General features: G+C 73.1%; 13 protein-coding genes. 6 read left to right on the forward strand and 7 right to left on the reverse strand.

The window, feature by feature from the left end; translation table 11 throughout:
* Nucleotides 1-55: 55 nt before the first annotated feature.
* From IGA62_RS26085 to IGA62_RS26105, 6 genes are all read left to right on the forward strand, one after another.
* Nucleotides 56-1639 carry an ABC transporter substrate-binding protein gene (locus tag IGA62_RS26085; RefSeq protein WP_232624779.1) on the forward strand — a complete coding sequence of 528 codons (1584 nt, stop codon included), beginning with the start codon at nt 56-58 and terminating at the stop codon, nt 1637-1639.
* A complete protein-coding gene (locus tag IGA62_RS26090) occupies nt 1606-2661 on the forward strand; it encodes an ABC transporter permease (RefSeq protein WP_232624780.1) in 1056 nt (351 codons plus the stop codon). Before IGA62_RS26085 ends, IGA62_RS26090 begins: the two co-directional genes overlap by 34 nt.
* Nucleotides 2654-3529 (forward strand): ABC transporter permease, encoded by an 876-nt coding sequence (locus IGA62_RS29740; RefSeq protein ID WP_145818404.1) that lies wholly within the window; start codon nt 2654-2656, stop codon nt 3527-3529. Before IGA62_RS26090 ends, IGA62_RS29740 begins: the two co-directional genes overlap by 8 nt.
* Entirely contained in the window at nt 3526-4539 is a 1014-nt protein-coding gene (locus IGA62_RS26095) for an ABC transporter ATP-binding protein (RefSeq protein ID WP_198501302.1), read from the forward strand. Before IGA62_RS29740 ends, IGA62_RS26095 begins: the two co-directional genes overlap by 4 nt.
* On the forward strand, nt 4536-5231 hold the full coding sequence (locus IGA62_RS26100; RefSeq protein ID WP_145818402.1) for an ABC transporter ATP-binding protein: 696 nt from the start codon (nt 4536-4538) through the stop codon (nt 5229-5231). Before IGA62_RS26095 ends, IGA62_RS26100 begins: the two co-directional genes overlap by 4 nt.
* 119 nt (nt 5232-5350) lie before the next feature.
* A complete protein-coding gene (locus tag IGA62_RS26105) occupies nt 5351-6262 on the forward strand; it encodes a hypothetical protein (RefSeq protein ID WP_145818401.1) in 912 nt (303 codons plus the stop codon).
* Here the strand turns inward: IGA62_RS26105 and IGA62_RS26110 are convergent, their stop codons facing one another.
* From IGA62_RS26110 to IGA62_RS26140, 7 genes are all read right to left on the reverse strand, one after another.
* Nucleotides 6263-7018 carry a GH25 family lysozyme gene (locus tag IGA62_RS26110; RefSeq protein ID WP_145818400.1) on the reverse strand — a complete coding sequence of 252 codons (756 nt, stop codon included), beginning with the start codon at nt 7016-7018 and terminating at the stop codon, nt 6263-6265. It lies immediately after the preceding gene.
* 42 nt (nt 7019-7060) lie between these two features.
* Complete coding sequence (locus tag IGA62_RS26115; RefSeq protein ID WP_145818399.1) at nt 7061-7726, reverse strand: peptidoglycan recognition protein family protein; 666 nt, start codon at nt 7724-7726, stop codon at nt 7061-7063.
* Between the two features lie 121 nt (nt 7727-7847).
* Complete coding sequence (locus IGA62_RS26120; RefSeq protein WP_145818398.1) at nt 7848-8735, reverse strand: Gfo/Idh/MocA family protein; 888 nt, start codon at nt 8733-8735, stop codon at nt 7848-7850.
* The gene (locus IGA62_RS26125; RefSeq protein ID WP_145818397.1) at nt 8732-9910 is read right to left on the reverse strand and encodes an ROK family transcriptional regulator; all 1179 of its coding nucleotides are present in this window, start codon (nt 9908-9910) and stop codon (nt 8732-8734) included. Before IGA62_RS26125 ends, IGA62_RS26120 begins: the two co-directional genes overlap by 4 nt.
* Nucleotides 9911-9925: 15 nt before the next feature.
* Entirely contained in the window at nt 9926-10792 is an 867-nt protein-coding gene (locus IGA62_RS26130) for a carbohydrate ABC transporter permease (RefSeq protein WP_145818396.1), read from the reverse strand.
* Nucleotides 10789-11772: a carbohydrate ABC transporter permease gene (locus tag IGA62_RS26135; protein WP_145818395.1), complete on the reverse strand. Its 984-nt coding sequence runs from the start codon at nt 11770-11772 to the stop codon at nt 10789-10791. The genes IGA62_RS26130 and IGA62_RS26135 overlap by 4 nt, the downstream gene beginning before the upstream one ends.
* A gap of 2 nt (nt 11773-11774) precedes the next feature.
* Complete coding sequence (locus IGA62_RS26140) at nt 11775-13184, reverse strand: ABC transporter substrate-binding protein (RefSeq protein WP_145818394.1); 1410 nt, start codon at nt 13182-13184, stop codon at nt 11775-11777.
* Between the last annotated feature and the right edge of the window lie 124 nt (nt 13185-13308).

The raw sequence follows: 13308 nt of genomic DNA on the forward strand, positions 1-13308 counted from the left end.
CCTCTGCGGTGCGTCGGCCACCGCGGCACGTCGTCGACCAGGAAAGAGGAGCCCCTTGGGGTCTGCGCGAATGGTGGCGATGGTCGCCACCGGTCTTCTCGCCCTGTCCGCCTGTTCGACCCCGACAGCCACCTCCACGGCTGCTGGTGCCGACACCCTCGTGGTGGCGACGGCGGGCGAGCCGGACACGCTGAACCCGGTGCTGAACTACGGCGTCGACGGCGGTTCGCTCATCTTCGACGGCCTCGTCGCCCGGGACGCCCGCAACCAGCTCGTGCCGGCCCTGGCCCGCGAGCTGCCGACCGTGTCCGCCGACGGGAGGACGGTCACGGCGAAGCTGCGCGACGGCGTGGTCTTCCACGACGGCAGCCCGCTGACCGCGCAGGACGTCGTCTTCACCTACCGGGCGGTGCTGGACCCGAAGGTCGACTCGACGCTCCGGTCCGACCTGGACATGCTCGCCTCCGTCACCGCACCCGACCCGTCGACCGTCATCTTCACCCTCCGGTACGCCTACGCGCCGTTCCTCCAGCGTCTCGCGCTCGGCATCGTGCCGGCGAAGGCCCTGGCCGGGCAGGACGTCAACAAGGCGGCGTTCAACCGCAGGCCGGTGGGCACCGGGCCGTACCGGGTCACCTCCTGGACCCCCGGCGACCGGCTGGTGCTCGCCGCCAACGAGCGGTACTGGGGCGGCCGGCCGGCCAACTCCGGGGTGGTGGTGGCGTTCGTTCCCGACGACAACGTCCGCGCCCAGCGGACGCGGGCGGGGGAGTTCGACGTCGCCGAGCTGGCCCCGAAACTGGTGTCCGGGTTCGACGGGCGGGCCGGCTACCAGGTGCGGCGCGTCCCCACCGCCGACTACCGGGGCGTCATGCTGCCGATGGGCGGGCCGGTCACCGGAGACCCGGCCGTGCGGACGGCGCTGAACGCGGCGGTGGACCGGTCGGCGATGGTGGCCGGCGTGCTCGGCGGGGCAGGGGAACCGGCGTTCGGGCCGATCCCGCCGACGTCGGAGTTCGCCGAGCCGTCCATCGTCGGCACACCGGCCGCCGACCCTGCCGCCGCCACCGCCGCCCTCGACGCGGCCGGCTGGAAGCCCGGCCCGGACGGCGTCCGCGTCAGGGACGGCCGCCAGGCGGCGTTCTCCCTGATGTACCCGGCCACCGACAGCCTGCGCAAGGAACTCGCCCTGGCGGTCACCGCCGACGCGCGGAAGGTCGGCATCAGGATCACTCCCGAGGGGCTGACCTGGGACGCGATCACCCCCCGATTGGGGACCGACGCGTTGGTCATGGGGTTCGGCACCCCGTACGACTCGGACTTCGTCTCCTTCAAGCTGTTCACGTCGACCTTCGCCGGCCAGGGCTTCTTCAACCCCGGTTCCTACCGTTCCCCGGTGGTCGACCAGGCGCTGCGCGACGCCCGCGCCAACGCCGAACCGGCCGCCCGCCGGGCCGCGTACGCGACGTTCCAGAAGCAACTCGCCACCGATCTGCCCTGGGTGTTCCTGACCTACCTCCAGCACACCTACGTGGTGCGCGACGGTGTCAGCGGGGTGACCCCCCGGGTGGAGCCGCACGAGCACGACGTGGCCAACAGCCTCTGGTGGAACATCCACACCTGGACGAGGACATCGTGACCGCGCCCGCTCCGGCGAAGGCCCCCACCGCTCGGCGTACCCGCCGGCTGGCGGGGGCCGGTGCGGTCGTCCGCCGCCGGTTGCTGGTGGCCGTGCCGATCCTCGCCGCCACCAGCGTCGGCATGTTCGCGCTCGGCGCGGCCTCGCCGATCGACCCCGCGCAGCAGTACGCCGGTGCCGCCGCCTTCACCGCGAGCGAGGAGAACCTCGCCCAGATCCGGGCCAACTGGGGCGTCGACGACCCGCTGCCGGTGCAGTACGCCCGCTGGGTGGGCAACCTGCTCCAGGGCGACCTGGGCTGGTCGACCAGCCGGCACGAGCCGGTCGCGTCGGTGCTCGCCGCCCGCGCCGGATGGACCCTGCTGCTGGTCGCCCTCGCCCTCGCCCTGGTCCTCGTGGCGAGCCTGGTGCTGGGCACCCTCGCCGCCTACCGGCGCGGTGGGTGGTTCGACCGTGCCCTGCGGGCAACCGCGTACGCCGTGCAGTCGATGCCGGTGTTCTGGATCGGACTGGCCGCGATCGCCGTGTTCGCCCTCACCCTCGGCTGGCTGCCCGCCGGTGGCCTCACCGACGTCGCGGCCACCGGCACCGATCCCGCCGACGTGGCCCACCACCTGGTCCTGCCGGTGACGGTGCTGGCGCTGTCGCAGGCCCCCTGGTTCGTCCTGTTCATCCGTGACGCGGTCGCCGACAGCCTCCGCGACGACCACGTGCTGGCCGCCCGGGCCCGGGGCCTGCCCGGCCGGACGGTGCTCTTCGGCCACGCGCTGCGTACCGCGTTGCTGCCGTTCCTGACGCTGGTCGGCACCCACCTGCCGGAGATCGTCGGCGGTGCCGTCCTGGTGGAGACGGTGTTCTCCCTGCCCGGTCTGGGCGCGGTCACCGTGCACGGCGCGCTGGGCAGCGACTTCCCGCTGCTGGCCGCGATCACCCTGGCCACCACCGTCGTGGTGCTGACCGCGAACCTGGCCACCGACCTCGCCTACGCCGCCGCCGACCCCCGGGTGCGCCTCGATGACTGACCTCGCGCTGCGGATCCGCGCCGTCCGCGTCCGGCGACCGGGACACCCCGGACGCGGTGGCGTGCTCGTCGCCGCCGCCATCCTGGCCGTCGCGGTCGTCGCCTGCCTGCTCGCTCCCGTCCTCTGGCCGCTGGACGAGAGCGCGGTGGACCTGTCCCGCACCCGGCTCGCCCCCTCACCCGCGCACCCGGCCGGCACCGACGACCTGGGCCGCGACGTGCTCCACCGCAGTCTCTACGGCCTGCGCGTGTCACTGCTCGTCGGAGCGGTGGCCGCGCTGGTCGCCGCCGTCATCGGCGGTTTCGTCGGCGCGGTCGCCGGTAGCCTCGGCGGCTGGGTCGACCGGGTGCTGATGCGGACCGTCGACACCATCGCCGCGCTGCCGCACCTGCTGCTGGGGATCTTCATCGTGGCGATGCTGCGTCCCAGCCTCGGCGCGGTGATCCTGTCCATCGGGCTGACGCACTGGCTCTCCACCGCCCGTATCGTCCGCTCCGAACTGCTCAGCCTGCGGAACCGCCCGTTCGTCGACGCCGCCGTCGCCGGTGGTGCCAGCCGGACCCGGGTGCTCACCCGGCACCTGCTGCCGCACGTGCTGCCCCGCCTGGCGTTGGCCACCACGCTGATGGTGCCGCACGCCGTCTGGCACGAGACCGCCCTGTCCTTCCTCGGGCTCGGCCTGCCTCCGCACCTGGCCTCCCTCGGCAACATGATCAACGACGGGCAACGGTCCCTGCTCACCGGCGCATGGTGGGCCAGCCTGGTCCCCGGACTGCTGCTGGTCGTCGTCACCCTGGCCCTGGCCACCCTCACCGGCCGGTGGCGCGACCGCCTCGACCCCCGCGTACGAGCGGAGCTGAACCTGTGACCGCCACCCGCGCTGCCCCCGCCACGACCGGCGCCCACGCCGGCCGTCCGGCCCTGCTGGAGGTCGACGGGCTGACCGTCCGCTTCCGGCTCCGGGACGCCGTGGTGCAGGCCGTCACCGACCTGCGCCTGACCGTCCACCCGGGGGAACTGCTCGCCGTGGTGGGGGAGTCCGGCTGCGGCAAGTCCGTGCTGGCCCACGCCCTGCTGGGCCTGCTCCCCGGCAACGCCACGGTCACCGGGCGGGCCCGGCTCCGCCCGGCCGGCGGGGACGCGGTCGATCTGGTCGGCTGCGGCGAGCGCCACCTCGCCCGGACCGTACGGGGGCGGGCCGTCGGCCTCGTGCCGCAGAGCCCCGCGACCGCGCTCACCCCGGTACGCACCGGCCGGCACCTGCTGGTGGAGACCCTGCGCGCCCACGGTCACACCCGGCGCGACGCGCCGGCTGCCGCCGACCGGGTCGCCGTCGACGTCGGGCTGCTCCCCGACGACCTCGACCGCTATCCGCACGAACTCTCCGGAGGCATGGCCCAACGCCTGGCCACCGCGCTCGCGCTCGCCCCCGACCCGCCGCTGCTGCTGGCCGACGAGCCCACCACCGGCCTGGACCGTCCGCTGGTCGACCACACCCTCGACCTGCTGCGCCGACGCTGCGACAGCGGCGCGGCGGTGCTGCTCATCACCCACGACCTCGCCGCCGCCCGCCGTGTCGCCGACACCGTCGCCGTCATGTACGCCAGCCGGATCGTCGAGCACCGGCCCACCGAGGCGCTCTTCGCCGCCCCGGCCCACCCGTACACCGCCGGTCTCCTCGACGCCCTGCCCGACCGCGCGTTCCGCCCCGTCCCCGGCCATCCGCCCATGCTCACCGACCTCCCCGCCGGCTGTGCGTTCGCCCCGCGTTGCGGGCGCGCCACCGACCTCTGCGGCACGCCGCCCGCCGCCGTGACGGTGGGCGACTCCGGTCGGCTCGCCTGTCACCACCCGCTGCCGACGGGAGCGGTCGCATGACCCCCGCCGGGCTCGCCGCCTGCCAGGTCACCGTCTCCTACGGTCGCCAGCGCGTCCTCGACCGGGTCGACCTGCACGTCGCCCCCGGGGAGACGGTCGGGCTGCGCGGCCCGTCCGGAAGTGGCAAGTCCACCCTCGCCCGGGTCCTCGCCCTGCTGCACGCCCCCGACGCCGGGCACGTCAGCCTCGACGGGCAGCCCGTCGCCGGGGCCCGGCACCGGTTGTCGGCCGCCGTCCGCACCCGGGTCGCGGTCCTCTTCCAGAGCCCCCGCGCCGCGACGGACCCCCGGCTGAGTCTCACCGACATCGTCGCCGAACCACTGCGCGCCACCGGCACCCCGCCGGAGCGGGCGCGGGACCGGGCGGTGGAACTGGCCGACCTGGTGGGGCTCACGCCGGACCTGCTCACCCGCCGCCCGCACGCGGTCAGCGACGGACAGCTGCAACGCGCCTGCCTCGCCCGGGCGCTGGTGCACCAGCCGGATTACCTGCTCTGCGACGAGGCCACCGCGATGCTGGACGCCTCCACCCAGGCCCATCTCGCCGGGGTGGTCACCGCACACCAACGGCAGCACGGCACCGGCGTCCTGGTCATCACCCACGATCCGGCCCTGATGGCCCGCTGGGCCACCCGCGTGGTCGACCTGCCGGCCTCGGACGGTGACCGGGCGACGGCCGGTCCGGAGCGCTGACCGGGTAGGAGCCACCCGCTACTGTGGACGGCGTCCGGGGCGCCGGTCGTCGTCCGTGCCGAAGCGTCCCGCCGGTGGCCGCCTGGATCGTCCCGCCGTGCTCTCGGGAAGGACGGTGAGTGTTGGGCCCTTTCCGGCTCCTGGCGGTGTTCGACGTCGTGGCGGCCCTGCTGGCCCTGCTGATGTGGGTGGCGGAACTGGTCGGCTGGCTGGTCCAACTGCCGTCGCTGCGCCGGCTGGAACGCCACTGGCACGCCATCCCGCAGGAGCGGTGGATCACCCTGGCGTCGATTCCCCTGGCCACCGTGCTCGGCGGGGTCCTGCTCTCCTACGGGGTCAACCTGCTCAGCGACGCCGACGGTGGACGGGACCTGCCCGGCTTCTTCTGGGTGCTCCTCGGGCTCGGCTTCACCGCCTGGTACTACACCCGCCAGGCCGCTGGCGCCTTCCAGCGTCCCACCCCTAAGGCCCGCAACCGGGGGCTGATCGCCGACGCCGCCGCGACGCTCGCCCGACGCCCGCCGCCGGACCTGCGTTCCCGCGAGGCGCTGCGGGTCGCCCTGCTGCGGGTCAACCGGCTCGGTGGGCGCCTCGCCGCCAGCGACGACGGCGGCTGGCGCGAGGCGTGGCGGCGTGAGCGCCGGTGGCTCGCCGTGCTGGTCACCGTGGTGGTCGGGGCCCCGGTCCTCACCCTGGGCCTGATCGCCTGGCGGGCCGTGGGCGGGCCCACGACGGAGGGCCTGGTGGGGCTCGTCGCCGTGCTGGCCGGGATCCCCGGGGCCGCGCTGCTCGCGATGGGCAGCCGCCGCTACCGCCTCCGACGGGAACGGCGTCTGCTCGGCCGGGAGTTGCAGCAGGCGAGCGCCGATCTGCTGGGTCGGCTGTTCGACCCGACCAGGGGCGAGCGGGTGCCCGCCCCCGTGCTCGCCGAGATCGCCGAAACACTGTGCCGGGTGTACGGCCCCGGTCACCGGCCGGACCCCACCGCCGCGGACCGTGGGGGCGGCCGGCACGCCGGTCCCGTCCCGTGATCAGGTGTTGTTGGCCAGGGCGATCAGCCGGCTGCGGTCACCGTTGAAGTAGTTCCGGTCGACGTCGCCGCTGATGCCGGAGACCCGGCCGGTGGAGGTGTACTGCCAGAAGCTCCAGAAGGGCGCGCCGGCGGGGAGCGTGCCGGGGCTGGTCGACCAGCGGGCGATCCAGAGCGGATGGTTGGCCCACGGGCCGCTCCAGTTGCCGGTGCAGGTGGTCCACCAGTTGGTCGTGGTGTAGACGACCGCGTACCGGCCCGTGCGCGCCCGGTAGGTGTCGAGGAAGTCCGCGATCCAGGTGCGCATCGCGGACTGGCTGAGCCCGTAGCACGCGGGGCCGTAGGGGTTGTACTCGATGTCGAGGGCGGCGGGCAGCGTACGACTGTCGGCCGACCAGGCCCCGCCGCTGCTGGCGAGGTAGTTGGCCTGGGTCGCCCCGCTGGACCGGTCGGGCAGGGCGAAGTGGTAGGCGCCGCGTACGACACCGGCGTGGTAGGCCGCCACGTAGTTGGTGTTGAAGGCGGGGTCCTTGTAGCTGGTGCCCTCGGTGGCCTTGATGAAGGCGAACTCGACGCCGGCGTCGCGGACGCTGGTCCAGTTGATCGACCCCTGGTGGTGGGAGACGTCGATGCCGGCGGTGGTGGCGGCCTGGGCCGGGGCGCCGGTGGCCGCGACCAGGGCGGTGGCCGTGGCGGCGACGGCGAGGGTCGTGGCGAGCAGACGGCGGGCGAGTCGGTGGACGGCAGGGCGCGGCATGGTGTCTCCTCACGACGTCGGTGGTGGCGACGGAACCCGTGGTCAGGCGCCGATCAGCGCGGCGGTGCGTTGGCGCAGCTCGGGCAGCCGGGCGTAGAGGCGGTCGCCGGGGCACACGGTGGTGCTGACGTAGTCGCGGTGCCCCACGATCGCCTGGTACGGGTCGAGCTGGTAGGTCTGGCACAGCCAGGCGCAGGTGCGGACCAACGCGTCGAAGAGCGCGGCGGGGGTGTCCACGCTCATGTAGAGGCCCTCGTTCTCGATGCCGATGGTGTGGTCGTTGTGGTTGGCGGTCTGGACGCCGCTGACGTGCTGCCGCTCGTAGATGGCGCGCAGGCTGTGCCGCCGCCCCTCCATGACGTATCCGCCCCGGCTGATGGTGAGCTGCTGGCCCGAGTCGCCCCAGCCGTTCGCCATGTGCAGGTCCTGGATCCAGCGGGAGTGGCGGAACGCGGCGGCCAGGGAGTAGTCGGTGGTGTTGTCGCCGGCGGTGTGGTGCACCACGATGTGGTCGGGCTGGCGGTCCAGGTAGCGGATCGACGTGGTGGGGGGCAGGGCCGCCCACTCCGCCCGGGTGTACACCCGGGGTTCGACCAGCGCGGCGCGGCCCGTGGTCGGCAGTGCGAGCCCTCCGAGGAGCGCGCCGGCGGTCAGCGCGCCCGCTCCCTGTAGCAGCCGCCGTCGGTCGACGGCTCCGGTCCCGGTCATCGGCCCACCCTCCCGTATCTATCGATGTAGATAAATACCGTAGGCCGGTCGGGTGCTGAAGGGAAGCTTCGTGCAGATGGCGGTGAGCACGACGCCCGGGACGGACCGTCGGAGGGGCGGCTCAGTCCCGCAGGGCGGGGTCCGCCGCCGCCCGCGCCAGGAGCTCCTGGATCATCAGCCCCCGGTGCACGTCCAGCGGGTGCGGCCGGCCGGCCCGGACGGCGGCGGCGAACTCGGCGCGGACGACCGGCCAGCACTCGTCGTGGTCCATGCCGGCGGTGTCGTACGCCAGCCGGCCCGCCGGCCCGAAGAGCTCGACCGTGGTCGTCACCCGGGGCAGGGCGACGCTGCCGGAGAGCGACGCCTGGCTCACCGCGCCACCGCGGTGCGTGCAGGTCAGTTCCGTCCACCGGGACCGGCGCCCGGCGGCGCGCACGTCGACGATCGGTCCGAGCGTGGCGTCGAGCAGGTCGAGCAGGTGCGGACCGAGGTCGAACAGGCCCCCGTGGGTGAGCCGCCAGCCGGTGGCGAACTCCCCGCCGAGGAAGCCGCCGTGCAGGTAGCAGGCCCGCCCGCCGTCGGCGTCGAAACCGCCGGCCGCGGCGAGGAACGCGCGCGTGCGGGCGTGGTAGCGCTTGGTGAAGACCACCTGGGAGACCACGCCGGACTCGCCGACCACGTCGGCCAGTCGCCGGGCCGCGTCCAGGTCGAGGGCGATCGGCTTCTCCAGCAGCACCGCCCGGCCCGCTCGGGCCGCCTGCACGGCGAGGGCCGCCTGGATGTCCGGCGGCACGGCGAAGGCCACCGCCTCGCACTCCCGGAGCAGGTCGGCGAAGGTCGGCGCGGCGGGCACGCCGTGCGCGGCGGCCAGCGCCCCGGCGGCGTCGCCGCGCCGGGACCAGACGCCGCTGAGGACGGTCTCCGGGCCGGCCGCGAGCATCGGCGCGTGCATCCGCGCCGCCCACGTCCCGGCGCCGACGAGTCCGACCCGGACCGGAGCTGTGGTCATCGGCTGTTCCTCGCGTCGGGAGCGTCGCTCAGGTGTCGGTTCACGGCCTCCGGGGCGTACACGCTGTCGACCACCATGGCGTGCGCGCCGACGATCCCGGCCCGCTCGCCGAGCCGGCTGGTGGTCACCGTGAGGCGCTGCGTGGCGCGGGGCAGCGCGCGCTGGTACAGCAGTTCGCGCACGCCGGTGACGAAGTGCGTCTCGGCGAGGTCCCCGGCGATCACCAGCACCCCCGGGTTCAGCAGGCACACCACGGTCGCCAGCACCTCGCCCACCCGCTGGCCGGCGGTACGGGCCAGCCGCCGGGCCTCCGGGTCGCCGGCGGTGACCCGGGCGAGGAACTCCCGGCTGGACGCGGTGGGCGTGCCCGCCGCGCTGAGCTGCTGGGCCAGCGCGCCGCCGCTGGCGACGGCGGCGAGGCAGCCGTACGAGCCGCACATGCACCGGAACGTGTCGTACCCGTGCAGCCGGATGTGGCCGAGGTCGCCCGCCCCGCCGTCGATGCCCCGGTACACCGCGCCGTTGACCACCACACCGGCGCCGATCCCGGTCGCCACCTTGACCAGCACCATCGCCGGGCAGTCCGGGTGGACCGCCACCTGCTCGCCGAGCGCCATCAGGTTGGCGTCGTTGTCCACCAGCACCGGCACCGCCCAGCGGCGGCGCTGGTGCTCGACGATCGGGTAGTCGTCCCAGCCGGGCATGATCGGCGGCTGGCGTACCCGGCCGGTGGAGAAGTCCACCGGGCCGGGAACGCCGAGACCGATGCCGCGCACCTCGTCGGGGCGGCGCCCGGCGATCGTCAGCAGCTTGTCGTGCCGGTCGCCGATCCACTCCAGGACGGCCTGCGGACCGTCGGCGATGCGCGGGTTGACCCGCTCCTCGGCCAGGGACCGTCCGGCGAGGTCGAGCACGGCGAGGTGGGCGTAGGTGGCCCCGAGGTCGGCCACCAGGACCACGCCGTGCTGGTCGTTGAACTCCAGCAGGATCGACGGCCGGCCGCCGCTGGACTCGTCGACCCCGGTCTCCCGCAGGTATCCGCCCTGGATGAGCCGGTCGAGCCGTTGACCCACGGTCGACCGCGACAGGCCGGTCACCCGTTGCAGCTCGCCACGGGTGCGGGCCCGTCCGGACCTGATCAGTGCCAGCAGGTCACCGGCGGACGTGCCTGGCATCTCCGACCGTGCCCCCTAACCCTTGTCCGCCCCGCTGGTGAGCCCCTCGGTGAGCATGCGCTCGGCCGCGAAGAAGAGTGCCACGATCGGCAGGGTCAGGACCACGGACCCGGCCATCAGGACGGTCTTGGACACCTCGATGCCGCCGGAGAGCTGGGCGAGGCCCAGCGAGACCGTCCAGTTCTCCCGCTTCTCGGCGAGGAACAGCAGGGCGAAGAGGAACTCGTTCCAGGCGATCATGAAGATGTACAGGGCGTTGGCCATGATGGCCGGTGCCGCCAACGGCAGCACCACCCGCCGGATGGTCTGGAAGCGGCTCGCGCCGTCCATCGCGGCGGCCTCCTCCAGGCTGTCCGGGATGGTGCTGAAGTAGCTGCGCAGCATGTAGATCGAGACCGGGATCGTCTGCGCGATGTACACCAGCACCAGCCCGCCGAGCGAGCCCCGCAACCCGAGCCGGGTGAAGAGCACGAAGAGCGGGATCGCCAGCAGGATGCTGGGGAACAGGTACACCGACAGGAACAGCGCGCTGACCTGCCGCCGGCCGATGAAGCGCAGCCGGCTCACCGCGTAGGAGCCGGGGATGGCCACCAGCAGCGTCACCGCGACCGTGGCCAGGGAGACCAGCGCGGAGTTGCCGAGCAGGGCGAGGAAGCCCTGCCCGCCGTCGGAGACCGACCGCAGCACGGCGCGGTAGGTGTCGACGGTCAGCTCCTGCCCCGACACCCACAGCTTGCCGGGGTCGAGGATGACCCGGTCGATCGGGCGCAGGGAGAGCAGGACCATGTAGTAGAAGGGAAAGACGGTCACCAGGACCAGGCCCACGATGACCACCCGGCGCAGGAACCCGAAGATCCGGGTCTCCAGGACGTCGCGGTTCACCGTTCCCCCTCCTCGATGCGCGGCGCGAAGAACTTCAGGTACACCGCGAGCAGTACGACCAGGACGGCGGCGATGACCAGGGCCTGGGCCGCCGCGGCGCCGATGTCGAAGCGGGCGGTCAGGAACTCGTAGACCCGCACGCTGACCACGTCGGTGCCGGCCCCGCCTCCGGTGAGCAGGTAGACGTCGTCGAACTTGGTGAACGTCATGATGAAACGCAGCACACAGAGCAGCGCGATGACCGGGCCGAGCTGCGGCAGCAGCACGTACCGGAAGCGCTGGCTGGGCGTCGCGCCGTCGATCCGCGCGGCCTCCTCCAGCTCGGGCGGCACCGCCTGCAACCGGGCGAGCAGGAAGAGGAAGGCGAACGGGAAGTAGCGCCAACCCTCGAAGACGATCACGGTCAGCAGCGCGGTCGGGACGCCGACGCCGAACAGCTCCGACTCCCGCTGGCTGAGGAAGGCCACCGGCTGGTCCCAGCCGAGGAAACGGGTGCCCCACTCGTTGACGATGCCGAACTGCGGGCTGAGCATGACCTCCCAGACGAAGGTCACCGCGACGACCGGCGCGACGTAGGGCAGCAACATCGCGGCCCGGGCCACCGTGCGCCCCCGCGACGGCCGGCGCAGGGCGAGCGCCGCGACCAGTCCCAGCAGGATGGAGAGACCGGTCGCGCCGATGGTGAACGCCAGCGTGGTGCCCAGCGAGCGCCAGAACCCCGGCGAGTCCAGCACGGTGGCGAAGTTGCGCAGGCTGTACTCACCGAAGATGCCCGCCCGCCGGATGTTGATCAGGCGGATCTCCTGGAACGCCAGCATGACGGTCCAGAGGATCGGCACCACGACGACGACCAGGACCACGACCAGGGTGGGGGTCAGGAACGCGAGCCCGGTGCGGTTCTCCCGCTGTTTCAGGGTCGGACCGGGCCGACGGCGCTGCTCGCGCGGCGTCGCCGGCCCGGCGGACTTGAGGGTCGTCATCGTTACTTCAGCGACGTCTTGATCGATTCCACCGCGTCGGCCGCCTGCTTGCAGGCCCCGGCGGCGTCGACCTGGCCGGTGGCGAGGGCGTTGATCGCCTTCGGCACGGGCAGCTCACCGAGGGTCGCGCCGACCAACTTGCCCTGCCCCTGGGTGATGCCCCACCGGCGGATGGTGTCCGGGCTGGTCCGCAGCGCCTCCATGACGTCGGCGGGGTAGATCTCGCCGAGCGGCTTCTTGGTGTCCACCCCGGCGGTGAGGCCGTTCCACGCCTCGGTGAACTTCTGCGGGCTGTCCTTCGTGCCGGTCCGCGCCGGCATCTTGCCCTCGGGGGCGACGCCCAGCCAGTCGGCGTAGCCCTCGTCCATCATGAACGTGACGAAGTCCTTGGCGGACCCCGCCGCACCGTCCATGATCGACCAGGAGGTGATCTCCCCGAAGCCGGCCGGTTCGGAGCCGCTGGGGCCCTTGACGGCGGTGACGAACCCGCTGTTCTTGGCGAGGAAGGCCGGGTCCGCCTGGCACTGCGGGCAGTTGGGCTTGGCGTCGTTGCGCAGGCCGGCCATCTCGTCGAGGATGAACGACGACCAGACGACCATCGCCGCCTTGCCGGCGAAGTACGTGGCCCGGGTGGAGTCGACGTCCTGCGCACCCTGCACGGAGTACTTGCGCGCCAGGTCACCGTAGAGCCCGAAGGTCTCGACGCAGGGCTTCGAGTTCAGGGTCACGGTGCCCTTGTCGTCCACCAGCTCGCAGCCGTTGCCGAGGCCGAGGAACTCCACCGACTGGGCGGTGAACGCGTCGTTGGCGACGGTGGCCAGGGTGATGCCCGCCGTACCGCCGGTGTTGAGCTTCTGCGCGGCCCGCGCGATGGCCTCGTACGAGTCCGGTGCCGGCAGGCCGGCGGCGGCGAAGAGGTCCTTGCGGTAGACCAGCAGCTGCGCCCACGCGTCGGACGGGACGGCGAGCTGCTTGCCGTCGTTGCGGGTCAGGTCGAGAGCCCGGTCGGAGAACGTGTCCGCCCCGAGGTCCTTGACCACGCTCTCGGCGGCCGCGGTGTCCAGGATGTCGTTGGCCGACAGCTGCCACACGGCCGACAGCGGCAGCGCGCCGACCACGTCGGGCAGGTCGCCCGCGGCGGCGGCGGACGTGATGAGCTGGGTGAACTGGTTCTCGTCCGTCGCCACGATCTTGACCTTGACACCGCTCTTGGCGGTGAACCGGTCGGCCACGGCCTGGGCGGCCTGGACGCGGTCGGTCTGGTTCTCCAGGCTCCACACGGTCAGCGTGCCGTCGTCGGCCGGGTCGTCCGAGGCGCAGGCGGTCAGGGCGAACGTGCCCATCATGATCGTCGCCAGCAGCGCGCTGGTGACGGGGGAACGCCGTACGGACGGTGGGGTACTTCTTCGCATCGTTGCTCCTATGCACGAGCGAGGGCGGTCGATGGCATCACAGCAAGACTTTTGACGAAACACAAGACAAAACCCTTATACACTTTGGACCAAAGTTCCACTATCGTCTCCGCACCACCGCAAA

The organism is Micromonospora sagamiensis, assembly GCF_014680085.1.
GTDB lineage: Bacteria > Actinomycetota > Actinomycetes > Mycobacteriales > Micromonosporaceae > Micromonospora > Micromonospora inyonensis.